The organism is Pseudomonas sp. Irchel s3f10 (genome assembly GCF_900187515.1).
Lineage (GTDB): Bacteria > Pseudomonadota > Gammaproteobacteria > Pseudomonadales > Pseudomonadaceae > Aquipseudomonas > Aquipseudomonas tensinigenes.
Genome location: NZ_FYDZ01000002.1, coordinates 430,657 through 453,028, shown reverse-complemented (window position 1 = coordinate 453,028; position 22,372 = coordinate 430,657). Strand labels below are relative to the sequence as shown.

Genomic DNA, 22,372 nt, shown 5'->3' with positions numbered 1-22,372 from the left:
TGGCCGGGGCTTTGTTTTTGGAAGGTGTTTTTGTGCTGACTAGGCGGATGCCATCGCGAGCAGGCTCACTCCTACAGTTGATCTGCGTCGAACACTGATTTTGTGAACGACATATCTCCCCGGTAGGAGTGAGCCTGCTCGCGATGAGGCCCTTGTAGGCGCTACATAACCATCAAGGGTATTTGCGCTTGTCCGGCGCCGGCGGGAAGTACTGATACAACCAGGTCTCGCTCAACGTGCGGTCATTGGTGCGAATGAACAACCGCAGCTCCACCGGCTCCACGCTGTCACTGGTCGGGTACCAGTCAAACAGGATCCGGTACCCCTTGATGTCATCCAGCACCAGCACGCTGAAGTCCTGCACCTTGCCGTTCGAGCAGGTCACCACTGGCTCGATCCCGGTGCCCTGCGGCAGGCGATCCAGACCGCCACCGGTGAAGTCCACGGCAAAACGACGGGCCCAAACCGGCGGATAATGCTCGCCCGGGGCCCAACCTTCGGTGAAGCCGCCCATGCCGGAACGGGTCGCGTGTACGCGGGCCAACGGCGTACCCACTGGCGGCAATGCGCTCCAGTAAAGCTTGTAGCCATAGTTCAGCGAATCGCCGGCAGCCACCGGTTTTTTCGGGGTCCAGAACGCCACGATGTTATCGAGGGTCTCGCCGGTGGTAGGGATTTCCAGCAAATCGATAGAGCCTTCACCCCACGCCGTGGTCGGTTCTACCCACAGGCTCGGGCGCTTGCTGTACCAGTCCACGGTGTCCTGGTAGTTGGCGAATTCGTGATCGGTCTGCACCAGCCCGAAACCCTTCGGATCCTTGTCGGCAAACGCATTGAATTGCAGGGTCGCCGGGTTGTTCAGCGGACGGCAGATCCACTCGCCGTTGCCGCGCCACATCGCCAGACGATCCGAGTCGTGGATCTGCGGGTGGATGGTGTCGCACATGCGGCGCTCGTGGGTGCCGCAACTGAACATACTGGTCATCGGCGAAATGCCCAATTGCTCGATCGCCGTGCGCGCATTGATGTGCGCATCGACTTCCATCACCACGCGCTCGGCCTGGCAATCAATGTCGAAGCGATAGGCACCAGTGGCACTCGGCGAGTCGAGCAGGGCATACACCACAAATCGGGTGGCGTTCTTGTCCGGTGTCTCGAACCAGAACTTGGTGAAGTCAGGGAATTCTTCGCGTTTTTTCGCGTAGGTATCGATCGCCAGGCCGCGCGCCGAGAGGCCATATTGGCCAGTGGCGTCTACCGCACGGAAATAGCTGGCGCCGAGGAACGACAACACATCGTGACGATCCAGCTCCGGCGCTTTGAACAGCTTGAAGCCGGCAAAACCGAGGTCACCCTTGAGCTGCTGGGTGTCGACTGAAGTGTTTTCATAGTTGAACAGTGCCGGGCGGAAATGCACCTCGCGGGCAGTGCGCGTCTTGGCGTCGACGCTGTACATGCGCACCGGCTGACGGAAGCCCATGCCGACGTGGAAGAACTGCACGTCGAGCTGGCCCTTGTTTTCCTTCCACAGCGAATGCTCGCCGTCGTAGCGGATCGCGTTGAAGTTCTGCGGGGTCATGGTCGCCAGGGTTGGCGGCAGCACCTGTTTGGTGTCCTGATAGGCGCTGCCAGCCAGTTGCTTGGCCTGGCGTTTCAGCGCTTCGAAGTCGAAGGCCTGAGCCTCGCCATCGGCGGCGCCGCCATTGGCCGCCCACGCGCGGGTGGCCAGCAGGCCAGTGGCCGAAAGACCGGTGTAAGCCGCAATGGCCATGGACGCTTTGAGCAAATTCCTGCGATGCATAAATACAACCTGTCGTGTGCAATCCCGCGCCGTTCCTGGCACGTGCTGGATCAGAAATAACGGTTCGGACAAGCCTTCGGCCAAACGCAACGGACTATTAACAGATGCCCGCTAGCTTAAACGGTTCGCTCGCAATGCAAAATTCGTTGATTCACCGCGCCAGTGTGTCAATGAAACAAGACATGTCGGTTAAAAATCTGACAGGGCGTTCTGATTTACACGGCATATCTGCTTTTTTCGACTAATTACTCTAAAAACCGCTTTTCAGCGCCGATTTAATTTCTATTCTATGGGCATGACCGGTGCTGACCGGTAGGGCACACGGCGCTGCTGTAAGGGGCAGGGCGATGTGGTGGTTTAGCAATTCTTTGAAGTATTGAAGGACATCGTCCATGGCAAAAATACAAGGTATCACCGACATGCTGGGCATCTTTCCCTGCCTCGGCAGCGGCCGCAAAAGGCGTCGGCTCAGCTCTGACGAAGTGAAGCTGGTGGAGCGTTATCGGGAGCTTTCGGAGAATGACCGGATTGCGATGCGGTATCTGGTGGATGCGATGCGGAGTGTTTCGCGGTTTTGAGTGGAAATAAAAAGGGGCGGACTGAAAGGTCCGCCCCTTTTTTATTTGGATCAGCTACACGTTCCCAAGACTGGATATGGCCGCTGGCCGTGCATCAACTCCGGCACATCCCGCCATTTGACCCACGCGTGCTGTTGCCAGTGCAGCAACGGCACGGTGACGCCTGCCCAATGCATCGAACTCACGCTGGGGTGGTTTTTCACAGAACTTGAATGGGTTTCGCGCAGCATCGGGATGACTTCATGGCTCAGCCATTGACGCAGGTGTCGGTTTTCCGGGACGAAGTGATGGACGAGCAGGGCGAACAGCCCGGACTCGCTGACCATCGCGCAATCGATGATTTCGCCGTCCCGACGCAGGAGGACATGGCGACGCTGATCGGGATCGAGTTTCAGGGTGAGGCGTTCGTTCAGCGGATAGCCCATCAAGCGACCGAGATCTTGCACGCAGAACCAGGCTTCGTGGTCTTGCATGAAGGCGTGGAGGAAGCGGTTGTGGCGGGTGAAGACGATGGGGGTGAAGAAAGCGGAGCTTTCAGAAGGAATTTGTACGTGGTTAGGCATTTTTCGACTCCAATATTGAGAATAGAGCCGCCACTCAAATGAGTGCGGTCACGCCGTTTTGATATTTGCTCCGGCTCCGACACCGGGCTGCTGATGTCACAGCCGGAAAGAAGACTATCTGCCGTGTGCTCTAAGCACCAAGTCTGTTTTATCGACAATAACTGTAGGAAACGGGGCTTTTTCAGGAAGGCTGCATCTGTAGGAAATGCCTGTTTTTGCACTCGCAGCAGCCTGTCTGCATCTGAAGCCTGTTTTTTCGTTTATTCATGAAAACCCAAGCAATGAACTGCAGGTTTTCTCCATGTTGATCGAATTCTCGGTATCCAATTACCGCTCATTTCGGGACAGGCAAACCCTGTCCATGGCGGCGAGCCCTCGTCTGAGCAAAACACGCAATACGTTCAAAGCCTCCACGAGCGCAGAAAAGCTTCCGGAGCTGTTGAAGGTTGCAGCTATTTACGGTCCGAACGCCTCCGGAAAGTCTTCACTGATTCGCGCAATGGGCATCGTCGGACGCTTGCTAGCGACACCACGTGGTTCAAATGACGAAGCGTTGCCCGTTTCACCTTTTCGATTTGATTGCACTCTGAGCGATGCGCCCAGTGTCTTTGAGTACGACTTTATTCAGGGCGGACTGCGCTATCGGTTTGTCCTCGGGCTGACCGCGCAGAGGATTGTTCAGGAACAACTGACTGCTTACCCGAAAGGTAAGGAAACACTGCTTTATGACCGCCGGTTTGATGCTGAAGGTGAGCATTACCTGTTTGGTAAAACCCTTGAGGGCGGCAAGGAAGTGCATTGCGCCTGGCGTCGATTGACCAGTCCGACGATGCTGTTTATTGCACAAGCCGTCACTCATAGCAGCGAAGAGTTGAGTCAACTGCGCACTCCATTTAGTTGGTTTCAAACCGGTCTGCTAGTCATTGAACAAAACAACATGCTTGGCTTATCCACAGCCTCGATTCGCTTTCTGCAAATGGTGAAAAATCATACGAGCAACCTGCGCGATTTTCTCAGTGCGCTGGATATTCCTGTGTCTGCGATACAGCTCGACCCGGATGACGCCTGTGCAGACTTGAGCAACAGAAAACTGACCTTGAAGGAGTTCTTCGCGGCGGCTCAAAGGGACAAACTGACCCTCACGCATTCCAGCATTTCAGGCGATGCGCAGTTCGACTTCTCGGAGGAGTCTTGCGGAACCAAAAACCTGATTGGCTTCTGGTTGCCCTGGTTCATGATGAATCAGGCCGGTGGCAGTGGGATCCTCTGCGTCGACGAACTGAATAGCAGTCTTCATCCCGAAATCGTCGCTGACTTGATCGCAAAGCATCTGGACAGTGGGTTGGATACCCAACTGATTTTCACGACACACGATACCCACCTGATGAATGAAAAGATTCTGCGGCGTGACCAGTTCTGGATTACAGAACGTGATGCTCATGGCGCCACGAGCCTGTTTTCCGTACACGATTTTGGAGGCCGGGAAAGCGAGGATGTCGAGAAGCGTTACTTCGAAGGGCGTTATCGCGGGCTGCCGCTGATAAGGCGGGGGTGAGGGTCGTGAGTTCGTTCAAATCGTTTGATCGCAAGGCTTCCCGCTTCAAACCGCAGCCTAAGGTGCTGGTGTTGTGTGAAGACAGTAAGTCAGGGAAACGTTATCTGGAGGAAGCCGCGTTTTATTTTCGGGCCAGGGCCCAGGTTGAGATCGTCCACTGCGGTGTTACACATCCAAGCGGCATTGTTGAGCGAGCAGTCGTAAGGCAAAAAAGCTTCGATAAGGTGTTCTGTGTTTTGGATCGAGACACCCACATGTGCTTCGAGCGAGCGTTGAATGCGGCGAAGTCTTATCCAAAAATCCAAGTCATCGCATCTTATCCGTGCTTCGAGTTTTGGCTACTACTGCACTTTGGCTACAGTCGAAAACCGTTCAGCACAGCCGGGAAGAACTCTCCGGCTGATTTGGTGACCAAGAGCCTCAGAGCAAAACCCAGCATGGCTGACTATCAGAAAGGCAAAGACGTCAGCTACTTCGCTCAGCTACTCGGAAAGCCATTTCAGCAGGCAAGAGCGCTGGCCCCCAAAGTTCTTGAGGATGTCGCCCTCAGTGGCGAACACAACCCAAGCACTGAAATTCACCTATTGATGGATGAGTTCGAAGCCCTCTCAAAGCCCCAGCCGATTGACACATAAGCCCTCTCCGAGCCTCCCCCCATTGGCCTGGCTCAGTAGCTGAGAGGAGACGTTGCTGGCAGGCGCTGGCTGAACCAAGGCCATTCAGTCGCCATCCATTGTAGGAAACAAGATTTTTCCTTGAAGGTCACGCCTGTAGGAAATGCCTGTTTTTGCATTGGCGCCAGCGAGACCGCCCCTAACCAGTATTTTTTCCGTTATTTGTTTGAATCTTGCGCATCGCTGCAGATGCTCGGCCCTTGGTTTCAGGGCTCAAAGGATTGTTACGAATAACGGAGAATTCAATGAAGGTGTCTCTCAAGCAGATCAACGGCCCTTGGGATCAGGGCTGGGTGCTGGACAAACACATGGTAAGTAGTACCTTTCTGGGCAACGATGATCGCGGACACCCATGCTTCGATAATCAGCGCACTGAGATTGGCGAGGCGACCTACCAGCTCAAATACCAGAAGGACTGGACTCAGGTCAGCCCACTTGCTCAGGCAGTAGCGACAAATGTGCTCCCAAAACTGGATCAGGTCGGGTTTGTAGTGCCTATGCCTGCTTCAAATATTCGTCAGCGACAACCGGTAACTGAGGTCGCCCTGGCGTTGGGACGAATTATCGGTCGGCCGGTTTTCTCGGATTTGCTTCGAAAAGCGACCACGGGAAAGTCGCTCAAGGATTTACATTCCAAAGCCGACAAGGTTGCCGCGATTGGAGACAGTTTCAGCGTCAATGATGAAATCACCACCGATGGGCGCTGGAATGTTTTGGTTGTAGATGATTTGTTTGATAGCGGGGCGTCCATGGACGCGGCCTGCGCTGTTTTGCGTAAATATCCGAAGGTAGGGAAAATTTACGTCGCAGCGCTAACTTGGAAGTGAACTCAATGACCACTGTATTTATTGCCGGCTCTATCAACATCAAGAACCTTGATCCGAAGGTTAAAGAGCGCATCAATAATATCGTAGCGTCAGATTTTGAGGTGGTGGTTGGGGATGCAGGGGGCGCCGATACCTCCATTCAGGAGTACCTGCTGAGTCTCGAACGATCCAGAACCACGGTGTTCTGCAGCGGTTCGGCACCGAGGAACAACCTAGGGCATTGGCCCGCCAGAACAGTCGACTCCAAACATTCGAAAGGGTCGAGAGCTTTCTTCACCGAGAAAGACGTCGTCATGGCCGAAGCAGCCGACTACGGCTTGATGATCTGGGATGCAAAGAGCACCGGCACGCTCAGCAACGTCATTGAATTGTTGTCGAGAAAGAAGAAGTCGCTTGTTTTCGTCAACAAGGAAAAGGAATTCAAAGTGGTCGGAGACGTCAGTCAGCTCGAAGAGCTGATTACTTTCATGTCCGATCACGCCAAGCAAAAAGCCAATGAAAAAATCAAACTGTTCGATCGTATTTCCCTGTTGAAGCACGATCAGGCAGCGCTTTCTTTTTGATGATGTTTCACGGCTTGCCTGAACCCCGGCACCTTGTCGGTGCCGGGATCACAGGCTCTTAGCGACTCACCTTCCACGCATCCCCAGCCGGCGCCTTGCCATGGTCATACGGCTTGCCAATCCACATATAAACCAGCCCCAAACCAATCACGATCGCCGTGCTCAACACCATCGCGTAATTCACATACCAAGCCGCATCCGGCGTACGTGGCCAGGCCATGTTGATGATTGCGCCAACGCCATACACCAGCGCGCCGATGTTCACCGGTCAGCCCCATGCGCCGAGGGTGAATTTGCCGCTCGGTTTCCAGCCTTTGCTGCGGGCGTACAGCGCGGCCAGGACGATCATCTGGAACGCGAGGTAGATGCCGATGGCGGCGAAGCTGACGATGGTGGCCACGGCGTCTTGCAGGAAGAAGCCGAGGGCGATGATCAGGGCCGGTAGGACGCCGGACACGAACAGTGCGGCAACCGGTACTTGGGTGGTAGGAGAAATCTTTTTCAGCAGTCGGCTGCCGATGACCATTTCATCGCGAGCGTAGGAGTACAGCAGGCGGCTGGCCGCGGCTTGTAGGCTGATGACGCAGGAGATGAAGGAAATCATCACCACGCCCATCACCACTTTCGAACCGACCGGACCGAAGGCGTTGTTGAGGAGGGTGGTGACCGGGTCTTTGTCGGTGCCGTTGATCACCGCTTGCATGTCCGGCACGCCGACGATCAACTGCCCGGCAACCTGGTCGGTGCTTTGCTGAAGGCTGCGTTTGGCGTTGTCCACGGTCGCGAGAATCAGGTGCGCCTGACGCAGGAATTGATGCCCCTGATGGGTCAGCGTCATGCCCTTGGCATGGCGGCTGAACAGGCTGACGCCGATTTCCTCCTCCAGTTGCTGGATCGCCAGGGTCAGGGTCGATCGGGAAATGAATGCGGTTTGCGCGGCGGCGGAGATCGAGCCGGTCTCGGCCACGGCGATGAAGTGACGGATCTGACGCAGGGTCATCATGAAGAAGGTACCCAGTGGGCGGTTTTTATAGATTGGCCTGAGGGTATATCTACTTTCACGAAGGGCTTGGGCGTACTGAGCAACATCTGGAAGCACACTCGCAAGCAGGACAGGGGCACTTTCGAACTAGGCTGAGGGCCTTATAGATCCGGATAACCCCTGTTTGGAGGCGGAACATGAACACCCGTGGATTGCTCGATCAACTACTCAAATCCGGCCAGGATCTGTTGCAGAACAAGGCTGGCGGAACGCAGAACAAACCGGCTGCCGGTGGCTTGGGCGGTTTGCTCGGCGGCGCTTCAGGCTCCGGTGGCCTCGGCAGTCTGCTGTCAGGTGCAGGCGGCGGTGCATTAGCGGCTGGCGCGATGGGCCTGCTGCTCGGCAACAAGAAAGTGCGCAAGGTCGGCGGCAAGGTCGCGATCTACGGCGGCCTCGCTGCGCTGGGTGTGCTGGCTTACAAGGCTTATGGCAACTACAACGCGCAAAAAGGCACCGCTCCACAACGCGAACCGCAGACCCTCGACCGCTTGCCACCGGCACAAGCCGAGCAACACAGTCAGGCCATTCTCAAAGCGCTGGTCGCTGCCGCCAAAGCCGACGGCCACATTGATGATCGTGAACGCCAACTGATCGAAGGCGAGTTCATCAAGCTCGACAACGACCAGGAACTGCAACACTGGCTGCACGCCGAGCTCAACAAACCCCTCGACCCGACCGATGTCGCCCGCGCCGCGAGTACTCCGGAGATGGCGGCGGAGATGTACATCGCCAGCGTGATGCTGGTGGATGAGGAGAACTTCATGGAGAAGAGCTATCTGGATGAACTGGCGCGGCAGTTGAAGCTGGAGCCGGGGTTGAAGGTGGAGTTGGAGAAGCAGGTGCGTCAGGAGTTGGCCTGAATCCGGATCCTGCTGACAAAACAGGTCCGTTGCATCGTTTTACACACCGGGATACGCCACGGTTCAATGGTGACGTATCCCTTTTAGAGCTATGGCGCCGCCTGGATGGCTTGACGGTGGAGTGAATGCACGCAGTCGTGGTCATCCATATAGGCGATGTAGCCATGATGGATGTCAGTTATCCAGAAGGGAAAACCGGTCGTTTCGGAAAAAAGAGTCTTGAGATCGCTCGTCGAGTGCAACTCCCAGGCATGAACCTCGTTGTCCGTAACGATCAGAATCGGCTTGTGAAGATCCTCTAACTGATCCACTTTTTGCCAGAAATCAGGATCATGTGCCTTTTCAGGGTTTTTCAGATGTACCGGGTCTAGCGCCTTGGCTCCGGAATCAAAAAAATGGTTTCGCAGAGTTGAAATCATTTCGTTGAGTTCTTCACTGCCAAGTTTTCTGTGTTCCAGAGCATGTTCTGCAAGGGTCGAGTCGATTTCTTCCGCCAGATAGTTCATTGAGGGTCTCCAATTCTTGCCCGTGAAACCGGCACGAAATCAAGCATGATGTGTCCTCGAACGGCCCCGCCTCCACCTCGTTTGCCAGGTGTCTGATAACCAATGTGAGGATCTGCCGGGCCGTCGCTGGATGGAACCAGCCGAGGATCATCTATGTTGACTTCAGCGCCTTTGTTTTTTCCTGTCAGCACCCGCCATTCCGTGGGGAACGACTTCCCTTCCTGACTTTTTCCCCATTTGGTCGGTGTAAATTCATCTCTGGGTACACCCGTTCTCTTGAATGCTTCGTTCAGCCCGGTGGTCATTTGATCATGGGGAGTACCTGCACCCTTTCTCCAATCCAGATCCACTTTCGGATTGAATTCCCATTTGCCACCGGCAACCGGTTGAGGGCAGGTGACCGGGCCACTGGCTAAACCTGACGGATCCACCCACCCCGTCGGATTCGGCACGTACTGGTAGCTATTCAATCCGCCAGCAAGCTTGATCGGATCCGGCGTCAAAAACCGTCCGGTTTCGGGATTGTAGTAGCGGTGGCAGTTGTAATGCAGCCCCGTTTCGACGTCGAAATACTGACCCTGGAAGCGCAATGGGTTATCGATCTCGCTGACGTCCAGCGCCGCGAGATTACCGTAGGCCCGGTACTTCGCCGACCACATGATCTCACCGCTGTAATCGGTGAGTTCCTGCGGTGTTCCGAGGTGGTCGAGTTGGTAATAGAACGGCGTGGCTTTACGTGGGCCTTCGCCATCGAGCATCGCCAATGGGCGGAAGCTGCCCGGTTCGTAGATGTAGCTGCGGAAACGGTTTTCGGCGCTTTCCGCGATCAGTCTTTCGCCTTGCCACAGGAACTCGGTGGTGTAGCCGTCGACGGTTTTTTCTATACGTCGGCCGAAGGTGTCGTACGTGTAAGACACAGTGTTGCCGCCCGGCAGGCTGACGCCGATCAAGCGATGTTGGCAGTCATAGCGGTATTCGGTGACGAGTTTCTGCTCGGTCCCACGACGCTCACGACTCAGGTTGCCGTACGCGTCGTACTCGTAGTGACGATCACCCTGCATCAGCAAGCGGTTGCCTTTGACGTTGGCGAGGTTGGCGGTGCCTTCGTTGTTCTGGCCGAGCAGGTTACCTGCCGGATCATGGGCGAAGCTTTCCGGAGTAGCACCGCGCACGCTGATCAGTCGGTCGAGCGGGTCGTAGTGATAGCTGCGGTTGCCTTTGCGGCTGTCATCGATACCCGCGAGATTGCCATTGGCGTCGTAGTTATAACGACGCTGGAAGAGGCTTTTGTCTCGCTGGCCGACGGTGTGTGCTTGCAGGCGGCCTTGCTCGTCGTACTGGTATTGGCTGAGCAGCAGACCTTGCTGGCGCTGTTGTTCGCGACCGGCGCTGAACTGGTGAGAGGTCAGGCGTGAGCCATTGAGGTCGATGCTGCTGAGTTGCCCGCCGGGTTGGTGACGGTAGTCGAGTTTGCTGCCGTCAGGCAGGCGGCAGTGTTTCAACTGGCTGACACTGTCGTATTCGTAACGGGTTGTCCCCCAGCCTTGATGTTCGGTGATCAGGCGATTTTGCAGGTCATATTCGTAGGCGAGCGGCCAGTTCCCGTCGTCGACGTTCACCAAACGGCCGAGAGCGTCATAGCCGTAATGGATTTCTTTGCCATCGGCCAAGGTTTTCACCAGCAGCCGACCAGCAGCATCGCGCTGATACTCAGTGACCAGTTCGCTGCCATCGTCGCCGAACTCGGTTTTCTTCAGCAGTTGGCCGTTGAGGTCATACTCGTAAGCCGTACGACGACCATCGAAACCGGTTTCCTGCTGGATCAGGCCGTTGGCGAAGTAATCGAGGCGGTATTGCTCGCCGCGCTCGTTTTCGATTTCAGTCAGCAGCAGACGCGAGTTGTCATAGCGATAGCGCAGTTGGCTGCCGTCCGGATTGATGCGGCGGCTGACCAGATGCAGGTTGTCGGCGTATTCGTACCGAGTGATGCGGCCGAGTTCATCGCGTTCAGCGGTGACATTACCGTAGGCGTTATAGGTAAACGCACGGGTTGCACCGCCCGGCAGTGTGACTTGGGCGAGGCGATTGGCTGCGTCCCACTGGTATTGGGTAATGGCGCCGGACTCTTCCTGGCGGGTAATCTGCCGACCCAGTGCGTCGTAGCGATACTTGCGCTGGCCGCCATCGGGCAGGCGTTCTTCCAGCAACTGGCCGAGGTTGTTCCACCCGAGTTGATGACGGCTGCCGTCCGGGTGGCGAATCTCCAGCAGACGGCCCTGAGGATCGTAGCTGTAGAGCGTGGCATTGCCGTCCGGATCGATTTGCTGGGTGATATCGCCCTGACGGTTGCGTTGGTACTTCCAACTGGCTTTGCCGCGATGAACATCACTCACGAAGCCGTTGATGTATTCGTACGTTGTGGCTTCGTCTTCCGGCGGGATAACGGCAGTCATCAAGCCGTTGTCGTTGTAGCGGTACTCGGTGACGGCACCCAACGGATCCTTTTCCGCGATCAATTGGCCTTTGTCGTTGTAGGCCTTGAGATGCTCGGCACCGTCCGGGTCGATCTTGCTGATCAGTCGCGCCTGATCATCGTGGGTGTACACCTCTTCGCTGCCGTCGGCGTTGGTGACAGTCACGCTGCCTTTGTCATCCCAAGCGTAGTGCGCCTCCATCTGCGAGAAGTTGGCCCAGTGATGTGTGCAACGAGACAGTTTGCCTTCGTTCTCCCACTCCCAGTAAAAGGCCGCGCCGCCTGCGAGTTGCCGCTCAAGAATGACGTGCTGTTCGTTGTAGCGATAATGTTCGGCCTCACCGGCCGCGTTCTTCGCCTCGATCAGACGATGCTGGGTGTCATAGCAGTAGGTGACCAGCGTCTGCACCGTATTCCAGGCGTCTTCCAGATTGTCCGCGGGCAGGAACTGCTGATAGTCGACCGCGACAATGTGTTTGCGGTCGTAACGTAGAAGCAGGGCGCGACCGGCGCCGTTGTCGAGGCGTTTGATGCGACCGTGGATGTCGCGTGTAACGTGCAGGCGATTGCCATAGCTGTCGCTGATGGCGATCAGGGTGGCGCCTTTGCTGTTAAAGCGGAAGTGGTAGAACGATGGACGTTTGCCGGCTTGAGCGAGAACCAGTTCCGAAGGATCGTCACCGAGAAAAATGGCCGCGCGGGAAAGGCTGTTGGTGATGGCCGGACGTTGCTCGCTTGGAAGTGGGAAAACTGTGGCGCGACTCTCGTGGTCGGTCCAGATGACTTCGTCACCGACGATCTCGACACGATGCGCGAGTGCATGGCTCCAGCCATAACCTAGGCCGCAATCGATTTCCACTGCGCTGGTTCGATAGAGGCGTGTCCATTCAAACGGCAGCAGGCCATCGAGTTGACCATCGGTCAGCGTCAGTAACTCTTCGCCGGTAACCATCGAAACCGGGCATTTGTCAGTGCATGTTCTGAGGGTCGGTTCGGTGCTTTTACCGGCGGGAGTCGTCGCCTGTCGGGGCGCATCATCGGCAACCTCGCTGCCCGCCAGCCTGGCATTTCTCCTCCCGTCAAAACGCATTTCGGTTGTGCCATTTCTAACGCGTTTCGCCACCCCTCGGAGCCCCACGCGGACGTATTTGGCAACATACGTCATGAATCCTTTTATGACTTCGAAGATTGATTCGATGAAACCCACTACCAGGTTGTAAAGGACTTTTCCGTACTTCCCCAACTTGCTGCCTAGATAAATAAGGCCTGTTCCTTCTGCGGCGATGGTCAGTACGATCGATACAACAATGTCGATGGCGATCGTTAATAAAAAACTGGTGGTCATTTTCGCCTGCTCAGCCGCCGTCTTCATCGGCGGTAAACTCGCGAGCCATATAAATGCACAGTTCATCATCAAGAACAGTGCCGCCTCATCGCTGGCCAGCACCATGGCTTGCTTCATGATGTGGGGCGACTGCCTGGCGACGTTCTCAAGCCGATCAACACTGGCGCCAAGCTCTTCGCGAAATTTTGCCGGGTCTTGCAGCATGTCCAGCACCGTTTTGATGCCTTCCCACACGCCTTTGATGGCGTCAAACCCTCCTTCGAAAATACCTTTGCCCACAGCGATGACGGTGCCCGAAAGCGAAAGGCTCGACCATTGCTGACGATACCCCGTCGGGCCTTCCCATTTCTCGCGAAGTTTTTTTTCCAGGTCACCTGCCAGTTTTGAGTAGGCTTCAAACAATTCATCAATTTGATCAGGGGATACTTCTTGATGAACTCGAACCGTGTATTGCTTACCAGGAGTGCCCCCCGCCCAGCTGGCTTTTCCTTCTGAGTCGAGTCGGATCTTGGTTATCGCGCCGCCCTCTTGCGCAATGATCTCAACTTCAATATCGCCAATTGGAATGTCGAAAACCGATTCGAATTTGCTGTGTATGAGGAGCGGACCTTGCAGTGGGCATTTGGCGACATTTGAAGCGAAATATCCGTCCTCCATGTTCACGGATTTGGATGTATTACCCACCCTTATGACTCGCTCCATGCCAAGTAGCGAGGGCGTATTGGCTACTTTGCTTCCTATTTCAAAAGGCTGATTCCAGGAACTCTTCAAGGCTTCTCTGTATTTGTTCAAACTGAGTGTGAAGGCGTTCAGTTGGCTGTCTATAAATGTTATGCGTTGCTCGGCTATCGAAATCATCCTTGCTCCCTGAATTCCGGTGACAACAGCGTTGTGGGTGGCAGCCTTGCGCAGTCCCGAGTCGCTTTACTTGACCTTGGATCCAAAAAAATAGAACAGTTTGGCGATTTTTGCGATGTACGAGGTTGTTTGTCAGGCGGACGGCTGCAAATCAGCTCGCGCCAATCCAGGGCCACTTGAGCAGCAGGGTTAAAAAGCGTCTTATAAATGAAACACCGCCCTCGGCTATACTCCCCGCATTTCGATCAGGCACGAGGAATCACTGTGAAGAACTGGACGTTGCGCCAACGCATTTTGGCGAGCTTTGCGGTGATTATCGCCATTATGTTGCTGATGGTCGTCGTTTCGTATTCACGTCTGTTGAAGATCGAGGTCAGTGAAAACAGCGTGCGTGATGACGCGATCCCCGGCGTCTATTACAGCTCGATGATCCGTGGCGCCTGGGTCGACAGTTATCTGCAGACCCAAGAATTGCTCGGGCTCAAGGAAGGCGAGGGGATTTCCAGCGAGGACGCGGCAGACTACAAAGCCTTCGAGGCGCGTTTGCAGGAGCAGATGGCCAACTATCGCAAGACCATGGCGACCGACGAGGATCGTCTCGAGTTCGCCGCGTTCGAGAAGTACCACGACGCCTACAGCCAGATTCAGGATGCCGTGCTGGACCTGCATAAACGCAATCTGGAAGCGGACGCGGTCAGGATGTTCCACGACAAGCTCACGCCTGCCTGGTACTCCGGGCGCATGAAGCTCAACGACATCATCGGCGAAAACAAGACAGTCGCCGACCAGGCCATGAACAATATCGACGATGCAGTCGCGGCAGCCAAAGTCAGCATGTTCGTTTCCCTGCTGGTTGCCGTCCTCGCCGCCGGCCTCTGCGGTCTGTTGTTGATGCGCGCAATCATGGCGCCGATGAACCGCATCGTGGAAATCCTTGAAACCATGCGCACCGGCGACCTCAGTTCGCGTTTGAACCTCGACCGCAAAGACGAGTTCGGCGCCGTCGAAACCGGCTTCAACGACATGATGACCGAGCTGACCGCGCTGGTGTCCCAAGCGCAGCGTTCGTCGGTGCAGGTGACCACGTCGGTGACCGAGATCGCCGCCACTTCCAAGCAACAGCAAGCCACCGCTACCGAAACCGCCGCGACGACCACCGAGATTGGCGCGACGTCCCGTGAAATTGCGGCAACTTCGCGCGATCTGGTGCGCACCATGACCGAAGTGTCCACCGCCGCCGATCAGGCTTCGGTGCTGGCGGGTTCCGGACAGCAAGGCCTGGCGCGCATGGAAGACACCATGCACTCGGTGATGGGCGCGGCCGATCTGGTCAACGCCAAACTGGCAATCCTCAATGAGAAGGCCGGCAACATCAACCAAGTGGTGGTGACCATCGTCAAGGTCGCCGACCAGACCAACCTGTTGTCGCTCAACGCGGCGATTGAAGCCGAGAAGGCCGGTGAATACGGTCGCGGCTTTGCCGTGGTCGCCACTGAAGTGCGGCGTCTGGCGGATCAGACCGCGGTCGCCACTTACGACATCGAGCAAATGGTCCGCGAGATCCAGTCGGCGGTGTCTGCCGGGGTGATGGGCATGGACAAGTTCTCCGAAGAAGTGCGTCGCGGCATGTCCGAAGTGCAGCAGGTCGGTGAGCAGCTGTCGCAGATCATCCATCAGGTGCAGGCGCTGGCGCCGCGGGTGTTGATGGTCAACGAAGGCATGCAGGCTCAGGCCACCGGCGCCGAGCAGATCAACCATGCGCTGGTGCAGTTGGGTGACGCCAGCAGCCAGACCGTCGAGTCGTTGCGTCAGGCCAGTTTCGCCATCGACGAACTGAGCCAGGTGGCCGTCGGGCTGCGCAGCGGCGTTTCGCGATTCAAAGTCTGATGAGCGACATCATCGCCAAACGTAGCGCCGCGCAGGTGGCGAAGCCGGCGTTGTTCCTGCTGTTTCGCATCGGCAGCGAGCGTTACGCCCTGCGCGCCACCGAGGTCGCGGAAGTGTTGCCGCGCCTGCCGTTGAAACCGATCGCGCGGGCGCCGCAGTGGGTTGCAGGCGTATTTGCCTACCGCGGTGCGGTGGTGCCGGTGATCGACCTCAGCGCATTGACCTTTGGCCATCCCGCCGAGGCGCGCACCAGCACGCGGCTCGTGCTGGTGAATTACCAGCCTGATGAGTCGCAACCGGCGCAATGGCTTGGGCTGATTCTGGAACAGGCCACCGACACCCTGCGTTGCCATCCGCAAGAGTTTCAGCCTTACGGCCTCGACAACCGCGAGGCGCCTTACCTCGGCCCGGTGCGTGAAGATGCGCAGGGATTGGTGCAATGGGTACTGGTCAATGACTTGCTCGATGACGCCGTGCGTACTTTGCTGTTCCCCGATCCGCCGCTCAATCCGGCGCAGCTTGAGGCGCAGGCATGAGCAGTGATCAGCGTTTTTTCGACTTTCTCAAGGAACGCATTGGCCTCGATGTGACGTCGGTCGGCCCGGCGATCATCGAGCGGGCCGTGCGCCAGCGCACAACGCTCTCGCAAGCCGCGCATGCCGATGAATATTGGCAATTGCTGCAAGGCTCACGGGATGAGCAACAGGCGCTGATCGAAGCAGTGATCGTCCCGGAAACGTGGTTTTTCCGTTACCCGGAATCTTTCGCCACGCTGGGCAAGCTGGCGCGCAATCGCCTCGCCGAGCTGAACAATATGCGTGCGCTGCGCATCCTCAGCCTGCCGTGCTCCACCGGCGAAGAACCCTATTCGATAGCCATGGCTTTGCTCGATGCAGGGCTCAAGCCGCATCAGTTCAAGGTCGATGGCATGGACGTCAGCCCGCTCTCGGTGGAGAAGGCGCGGCGTGCGCTGTATGGCAAAAACTCGTTTCGCGGCCAGGATTTGGACTTTCGCGAACGGCATTTCACCCCTGAGCAGGACGGCCATCGGGTCAACGAGAACGTGCGTGAGCAAGTGCGCTTGCAGGTCGGCAATGTGCTCGATCCGACGCTGTTGGCCAGTGAGCCGGCGTTCGATTTCGTGTTCTGCCGCAACCTGCTGATCTATTTCGATCAGCCGACGCAAAAACTGGTGTTCGAGGTGCTCAAGCGTCTGACGCATTTCGACGGCGTGCTGTTTATCGGCCCGGCCGAGGGCAGTCTGCTTGGGCGTCTGGGCATGCGTTCGATCGGTATTGCGCAGTCGTTTGCGTTCAGTCGCCACAGTGAGCCGCATCCCGAACCGCTACCGACGCCCAAACCGATCACGTTGCCGGTCAGCCAACCGTTGCGCAGCGCGCCGCCTCCGGTGGTGCGCAATCGACCGTTTGCCGCAGTGACGGCGCTGCCCATTGCCAGCAAAAGCACGAATCCCGACGCCGCTACCCTGCTGGCCAATATCGCCGCGCTGGCCAACGAAGGCAAAAGCGCCGAAGCCCGGGCGGCGTGCGAACAGTATTTGCGCAGCCACGAACCGGTGGCCCAAGTATTTTACTGGCTCGGCTTGCTCAGCGACGTCGCCGGCCTGACCCTCGAAGCCCAAGGCTTTTATCGCAAAGCGTTGTATCTCGAACCGCAACACCCCGAAGCGTTGATGCACCTGGCCGCGCTGCTGCAGGCTCAGGGCGATACAGCGGGTGCCAGACGATTGCAGGAGCGCGCCGCTCGCAGCGGGCGCACCGCCGACAGTGAGCGTAAACGATGATCCCGTCCGACACCTTGAACGTCACCCACGAAGACGCACGGGCCATCGACGATTGCTGGAACCGCATCGGCATCCATGGCGACAAGTCCTGCCCGCTGCTGGAAGAGCATATTCATTGCCGCAATTGTTCGGTGTATTCCGCCGCCGCCACGCGCCTGCTTGATCGTTATGCGTTGCAGCAGGACGAACGCGACCCGGTGGCGATCGCCGTGGAAAGCGATGTGAAAACCCGCTCGCTGCTGATGTTCCGTCTCGGCGAAGAATGGCTGGGGCTGGCGACGCGCAGCCTCGTTGAAGTGGCGCCGCTGCAAGCGATTCACTCGTTGCCGCACCAGCGCTCGCGCGCCTTGCTCGGCGTGGCCAATGTGCGTGGCGCGCTGGTGGCGTGCCTGTCGCTGGTTGAGTTGCTTGATCTGGATGGCAACGCTGCGCCAGCCAATGGCGCGCGCATCATGCCGCGTATGCTGATCATCGCCGCCCATGGCGGGCCAGTCGTGGTGCCGGTGGATGAGGTCGACGGTATTCATGCCATCGACGAGCGCATCCTTGATGCAGCGTCGCAATCCGGGGCGCAGGCCAGCGCCAAATACACCCGTGGTGTTCTGCAATATCGCGGTCGCAGCCTGCGTTGGCTGGATGAAGAACAGCTGTTGTCCGCCGTGACCCGGAGCCTCACATGACCCCCGAGCAAATGCGCGACGCCTCGCTGCTGGAGTTGTTCAGCCTCGAAGCCGAAGCGCAGACCCAAGTACTCAGCGCCGGGTTGCTGGCGCTGGAGCGCAACCCGACCCAGGCCGATCAACTGGAATCGTGCATGCGCGCGGCGCACTCGCTCAAAGGTGCGGCGCGGATTGTCGGCATCGACAGCGGCGTCAGCGTCGCCCATGTTATGGAAGATTGCCTGGTCAGTGCGCAGGAAGGACGGTTGTTGCTGCGGCCCGAGCATATCGATGCGTTATTGCAGGGCACCGATTTGCTGATGCGCGTTGCTACGCCGACGAATGCGCCGCAGCCGAGTGATATCGACGCTTACGTGGCGTTGATGGCGAGTTTGCTCGATCCGTCGACGCCAGCGGCAACGCTGATTGCACCGCCGATGGCCGAGTTGCAACTTCAAGCGCCGTCGGTCTTTGAACCCGCGCCAGCTCCTATCATGGACGCGCCGGTTGAGCCTTCCGAGCCGACGTCCCGCAAAAGCAAACGCACCACCGAAGGTGGCGAACGCGTCTTGCGCGTTACCGCCGAGCGCCTGAACAGCCTGCTCGATCTGTCGAGCAAATCGCTGGTGGAAACCCAGCGCCTCAAGCCGCATTTGGCGACCATGCAGCGTCTCAAGCGCATGCAGAACAACGGCCTGCGCGCGCTGGAAAACCTCAACGTGCACCTCAAGGAACATGCGTTGAGCCTTGAAGCGCTGGAAGCCTTGGAGGACGCGCGCCGTTTGCTCGCCGAATCCCAGCAACTGCTGAGCGAGAAAAACGCCGAACTCGACGAATTCGCCTGGCAGGCCAGCCAGCGCGCGCAAGTGCTCTACGACACCGCGCTGGCGTGCCGCATGCGGCCCTTCGCCGATGTGCTCACCGGTCAAGTGCGCATGGTGCGGGATCTGGGCCGCAGCCTTGGCAAACAGGTACGCCTGGAGATCGAAGGCGAGAAAACCCAGGTCGACCGCGACGTGCTGGAGAAACTCGAAGCACCGCTGACGCATTTGCTGCGCAACGCCGTTGATCACGGCATCGAAACCCCTGAGCAGCGTCTGCTCAAAGGTAAATCAGAAGAGGGCCTGATCCGCCTGCGCGCCTCGCATCAGGCCGGTCTGCTGGTGCTGGAACTGAGCGATGACGGCAATGGCGTCGACCTGGAGAAGGTCCGCCGCAGCATCGTCGAGCGGCAGTTATCCCCAGCCGAAACCGCAGCGCAGCTAAGCGAAGAGGAGCTGCTGACCTTCCTCTTTCTGCCCGGTTTCAGCCTGCGCGACACCGTCACCGAAGTGTCCGGGCGGGGCGTTGGCCTCGATGCCGTTCAACACATGGTTCGCCAGTTGCGCGGTGCGGTGGTGCTGGAGCAGACGGCGGGCGAGGGCAGTCGCTTTCATCTGGAAGTGCCGTTGACCTTGTCGGTGGTGCGCAGTCTGGTGGTGGAAGTTGGCGAAGAGGCCTACGCCTTCCCGCTGGCGCACATCGAACGCATGTGCGATCTGGCGCCGGAGGACATCGTGCAGGTCGAAGGCCGTCAGCATTTCTGGCACGAAGGCCAGCACGTCGGGCTGGTTGCGGCCAGCCAGTTGCTCAACCGCCCGGCCAGCCAGAACAGCGGCGAAACCCTTAAAGTCGTGGTGATCCGTGAGCGCGATGCGGTTTACGGGGTTGCCGTGGAGCGCTTTATTGGCGAACGCACATTGGTGGTCTTGCCACTCGATGAGCGTCTGGGCAAAGTGCAGGATATCTCCGCTGGCGCCTTGCTCGACGACGGCTCGGTGGTGCTGATCGTCGACGTTGAAGACATGCTGCGTTCGGTGGACAAACTGCTCAATACCGGTCGCCTCGAGCGCATCGCCCGTCATGGCAACCAGGCCGCGGAAGCTGCGCGTAAACGGGTGCTGGTGGTTGACGACTCGCTGACTGTGCGCGAGCTGCAACGCAAACTGCTGCTCAATCGCGGCTACGACGTCGCGGTGGCGGTGGACGGCATGGACGGTTGGAACGCGCTGCGTTCGGAGGACTTCGATTTGCTGATCACCGACATCGACATGCCGCGCATGGACGGCATCGAACTGGTCACTTTGCTGCGCCGCGACAATCGCCTGCAATCGCTGCCGGTGATGGTGGTGTCATACAAGGATCGCGAAGAGGATCGCCGCCGTGGCCTCGATGCCGGCGCTGACTATTATTTAGCTAAAGCCAGTTTTCATGACGACGCCCTGCTCGACGCAGTGGTCGAGCTTATCGGAGGAGCGCGGGCATGAAGATCGCAATCGTCAACGACATGCCCATGGCGGTCGAGGCCCTGCGCCGGGCGCTGGCTTTCGAGCCGGCGCATCAGGTGGTCTGGGTTGCCCGCAACGGTGCCGAGGCGGTGCAACTGTGCGCCGAAAACACCCCGGATCTGATCCTCATGGATCTGATCATGCCGGTGATGGACGGCGTCGAAGCCACCCGGCGGATCATGGCTGAAACCCCGTGTGCCATTGTCATCGTGACCGTCGACCGCCAGCAGAACGTGCACCGTGTCTTCGAAGCCATGGGCCACGGCGCGCTGGACGTGGTCGATACCCCCGCCCTCGGCGCGGGCAATGCGCAGGAAGCGGCGGCGCCGTTGCTGCGCAAAATCCTCAATATTGGCTGGCTGATCGGCGACAAAGCGCCGCGCTCACGTCCCGCGCCGACACCGCCGCGCAGTTCGGGTTCGCGCCAGCGGCTGGTAGCGATCGGTTCATCCGCAGGCGGGCCGGCGGCGCTGGAGATGCTGCTCAAAGGCTTGCCCAAGGATTTCTCGGCAGCCATTGTGCTGGTGCAGCACGTCGATCAAGTGTTTGCTGCCGGCATGGCCGAATGGCTGGCCAGCGCCAGCGGCCTCGATGTAAGGCTCGCCCGCGAAGGCGAACCGCCACAGGCCGGCGCGGTGCTGCTGGCCGGGACCAACCACCATATTCGCTTGTTGAAAAACGGCACGCTGGCCTACACGGCCGAGCCGGTCAACGAAATCTATCGGCCCTCGATCGATGTGTTTTTCGAGAGTGTCGCCAGTTATTGGAATGGCGACGCCGTCGGGGTTTTATTGACCGGGATGGGGCGTGACGGCGCGCAAGGGCTTAAGCTCATGCGCCAACAGGGTTATCTGACCATCGCGCAGGATCAGCAAAGCAGTGCGGTGTACGGCATGCCCAAGGCCGCTGCGGCCATTGATGCCGCCGTAGAAATACGTCCACTGGAAAGAATAGCGCCACGATTGCAGGAGATTTTCCCCAAATGATCAGGTCAATCCGCAATCCTGGCCCCCGCAGTACTCAGGTGACCGCCCATGAATGACTTACAGATCGACGACATTAAAACCGACGAAAACGCCGCCATGGTGTTGTTGGTGGACGATCAGGCGATGATCGGCGAAGCGGTGCGCCGTGGGCTGTCGAATCAGGAAAATATCGACTTTCACTTCTGCTCCGACCCGCAGCAGGCTATTGCCCAGGCGGTGCGGATCAAGCCGACGGTGATTCTGCAGGACCTGGTGATGCCCGGCCTCGATGGCCTGAGCCTGGTGCGCGAATACCGCAATCACCCGGCGACCAAGGACATCCCGATCATCGTCCTGTCGACCAAGGAGGACCCGCTGATCAAAAGCGCGGCGTTCTCGGCCGGGGCCAACGATTATCTGGTGAAGCTGCCGGACACCATCGAACTGGTGGCGCGCATCCGCTATCACTCGCGCTCGTACATGACGCTGCTGCAACGCGATGCCGCGTACCGCGCGTTGCGCGTCAGCCAGCAGCAGTTGCTCGACACCAATCTGGTGCTGCAACGGCTGATGAACTCCGATGGCCTGACCGGGCTGTCCAATCGCCGCCACTTCGACGAGTACCTGGAACTGGAGTGGCGCCGCTCGTTGCGGGATCAGAGTCAGTTGTCGCTGTTGATGATCGACGTCGATTACTTCAAGTCCTACAACGACAGCTTTGGCCATGTTGAAGGTGATGAGGCGTTGCGCAAGGTCGCCACGGCGATCCGCGAGGCCAGCGCACGACCGTCGGATCTGCCGGCGCGTTATGGTGGTGAGGAGTTTGTGCTGGTGCTGCCGAACACCTCGCCGGGCGGCGCGCGGCTGGTGGCGGAGAAACTGCGCCAGACCGTGGCCTCGCTGAAAATTCCGCACAACACCCCGGCGGAAGGGGCGAGTCTGACCATCAGTATTGGTCTGGCGACCATGGTGCCGCAGGCGGGTAGCGATTGCCGGCTGCTGATTTCGGCGGCGGATCGCGGGTTGTATTTGGCCAAGAATAATGGCCGTAATCAGGTCGGGATCGAGTAACGGCTGACCCTCAC

The 22,372-nt window shown here is 58.1% G+C and carries 17 protein-coding genes and 2 pseudogenes; 13 read left to right on the top strand and 6 right to left on the bottom strand.

Features of this window, described 5'->3' with window-relative positions:
• Nucleotides 1–172: 172 nt before the first annotated feature.
• Nucleotides 173–1,801, bottom strand: a complete 1,629-nt coding sequence (locus tag CKW17_RS07260) for a glucan biosynthesis protein D (protein ID WP_095119339.1) — start codon at nucleotides 1,799–1,801, stop codon at nucleotides 173–175.
• Nucleotides 1,802–2,193: 392 nt separating this feature from the next.
• Here CKW17_RS07260 and CKW17_RS07255 point away from each other — a divergent pair, with 392 nt between their 5' ends.
• Nucleotides 2,194–2,379, top strand: coding sequence for a hypothetical protein (locus tag CKW17_RS07255; RefSeq protein ID WP_007908956.1), 186 nt, complete (start codon nucleotides 2,194–2,196; stop codon nucleotides 2,377–2,379).
• Between the two features lie 50 nt (nucleotides 2,380–2,429).
• Here CKW17_RS07255 and CKW17_RS07250 read toward each other — a convergent pair whose 3' ends face one another.
• A complete protein-coding gene (locus CKW17_RS07250) occupies nucleotides 2,430–2,942 on the bottom strand; it encodes a Bro-N domain-containing protein (protein ID WP_095119338.1) in 513 nt (170 codons plus the stop codon).
• Between the two features lie 301 nt (nucleotides 2,943–3,243).
• Between CKW17_RS07250 and CKW17_RS07245 the strand changes: the two genes are divergently transcribed.
• The 4 genes from CKW17_RS07245 to CKW17_RS07230 all read left to right on the top strand — a co-directional run bounded on the left by CKW17_RS07245 (nucleotide 3,244) and on the right by CKW17_RS07230 (nucleotide 6,561).
• Nucleotides 3,244–4,497, top strand: coding sequence for an ATP/GTP-binding protein (locus CKW17_RS07245; RefSeq protein WP_095119600.1), 1,254 nt, complete (start codon nucleotides 3,244–3,246; stop codon nucleotides 4,495–4,497).
• Nucleotides 4,494–5,132 carry an RloB family protein gene (locus CKW17_RS07240; RefSeq protein WP_095119337.1) on the top strand — a complete coding sequence of 213 codons (639 nt, stop codon included), beginning with the start codon at nucleotides 4,494–4,496 and terminating at the stop codon, nucleotides 5,130–5,132. The genes CKW17_RS07245 and CKW17_RS07240 overlap by 4 nt, the downstream gene beginning before the upstream one ends.
• A gap of 284 nt (nucleotides 5,133–5,416) precedes the next feature.
• Nucleotides 5,417–5,998 (top strand): ComF family protein, encoded by a 582-nt coding sequence (locus tag CKW17_RS07235; protein ID WP_095119336.1) that lies wholly within the window; start codon nucleotides 5,417–5,419, stop codon nucleotides 5,996–5,998.
• Between the two features lie 5 nt (nucleotides 5,999–6,003).
• The gene (locus CKW17_RS07230) at nucleotides 6,004–6,561 is read left to right on the top strand and encodes a hypothetical protein (protein WP_095119335.1); all 558 of its coding nucleotides are present in this window, start codon (nucleotides 6,004–6,006) and stop codon (nucleotides 6,559–6,561) included.
• 58 nt (nucleotides 6,562–6,619) lie between these two features.
• Here CKW17_RS07230 and CKW17_RS30475 read toward each other — a convergent pair.
• Nucleotides 6,620–7,285, bottom strand: a pseudogene (locus tag CKW17_RS30475) (amino acid permease); the annotation flags it as partial.
• A gap of 150 nt (nucleotides 7,286–7,435) precedes the next feature.
• A pseudogene (locus CKW17_RS30710) lies at nucleotides 7,436–7,561 on the bottom strand (LysR family transcriptional regulator); the annotation flags it as partial.
• 179 nt (nucleotides 7,562–7,740) lie between these two features.
• Between CKW17_RS30710 and CKW17_RS07215 the strand changes: the two are divergent.
• Nucleotides 7,741–8,463 (top strand): tellurite resistance TerB family protein, encoded by a 723-nt coding sequence (locus CKW17_RS07215; RefSeq protein WP_095119332.1) that lies wholly within the window; start codon nucleotides 7,741–7,743, stop codon nucleotides 8,461–8,463.
• Nucleotides 8,464–8,552: 89 nt separating this feature from the next.
• On the opposite strand, the gene CKW17_RS07210 is transcribed toward CKW17_RS07215, so the two are convergent.
• Both CKW17_RS07210 and CKW17_RS07205 read right to left on the bottom strand, forming a co-directional pair.
• Complete coding sequence (locus CKW17_RS07210; RefSeq protein WP_095119331.1) at nucleotides 8,553–8,969, bottom strand: hypothetical protein; 417 nt, start codon at nucleotides 8,967–8,969, stop codon at nucleotides 8,553–8,555.
• The gene (locus tag CKW17_RS07205; protein ID WP_095119330.1) at nucleotides 8,966–13,645 is read right to left on the bottom strand and encodes an RHS repeat-associated core domain-containing protein; all 4,680 of its coding nucleotides are present in this window, start codon (nucleotides 13,643–13,645) and stop codon (nucleotides 8,966–8,968) included. The genes CKW17_RS07210 and CKW17_RS07205 overlap by 4 nt, the downstream gene beginning before the upstream one ends.
• Nucleotides 13,646–13,909: 264 nt before the next feature.
• On the opposite strand from CKW17_RS07205, the gene CKW17_RS07200 reads away from it, so the two are divergent.
• The 7 genes from CKW17_RS07200 to CKW17_RS07170 are packed head-to-tail and all read left to right on the top strand — an operon-like array spanning nucleotide 13,910 to nucleotide 22,358.
• Entirely contained in the window at nucleotides 13,910–15,532 is a 1,623-nt protein-coding gene (locus CKW17_RS07200) for a methyl-accepting chemotaxis protein (RefSeq protein WP_095119329.1), read from the top strand.
• On the top strand, nucleotides 15,532–16,068 hold the full coding sequence (locus CKW17_RS07195) for a chemotaxis protein CheW (RefSeq protein ID WP_095119328.1): 537 nt from the start codon (nucleotides 15,532–15,534) through the stop codon (nucleotides 16,066–16,068). Before CKW17_RS07200 ends, CKW17_RS07195 begins: the two co-directional genes overlap by 1 nt.
• Complete coding sequence (locus CKW17_RS07190) at nucleotides 16,065–17,336, top strand: protein-glutamate O-methyltransferase CheR (RefSeq protein ID WP_095119327.1); 1,272 nt, start codon at nucleotides 16,065–16,067, stop codon at nucleotides 17,334–17,336. Before CKW17_RS07195 ends, CKW17_RS07190 begins: the two co-directional genes overlap by 4 nt.
• Nucleotides 17,333–18,016, top strand: a complete 684-nt coding sequence (locus tag CKW17_RS07185; RefSeq protein ID WP_095119326.1) for a chemotaxis protein CheW — start codon at nucleotides 17,333–17,335, stop codon at nucleotides 18,014–18,016. Before CKW17_RS07190 ends, CKW17_RS07185 begins: the two co-directional genes overlap by 4 nt.
• A complete protein-coding gene (locus CKW17_RS07180; protein ID WP_095119325.1) occupies nucleotides 18,013–20,301 on the top strand; it encodes a hybrid sensor histidine kinase/response regulator in 2,289 nt (762 codons plus the stop codon). The genes CKW17_RS07185 and CKW17_RS07180 overlap by 4 nt, the downstream gene beginning before the upstream one ends.
• Nucleotides 20,298–21,308: a chemotaxis response regulator protein-glutamate methylesterase gene (locus tag CKW17_RS07175; protein ID WP_095119324.1), complete on the top strand. Its 1,011-nt coding sequence runs from the start codon at nucleotides 20,298–20,300 to the stop codon at nucleotides 21,306–21,308. The genes CKW17_RS07180 and CKW17_RS07175 overlap by 4 nt, the downstream gene beginning before the upstream one ends.
• Nucleotides 21,309–21,356: 48 nt before the next feature.
• Nucleotides 21,357–22,358 (top strand): PleD family two-component system response regulator, encoded by a 1,002-nt coding sequence (locus tag CKW17_RS07170; RefSeq protein ID WP_077571285.1) that lies wholly within the window; start codon nucleotides 21,357–21,359, stop codon nucleotides 22,356–22,358.
• Nucleotides 22,359–22,372 lie beyond the last annotated feature (14 nt).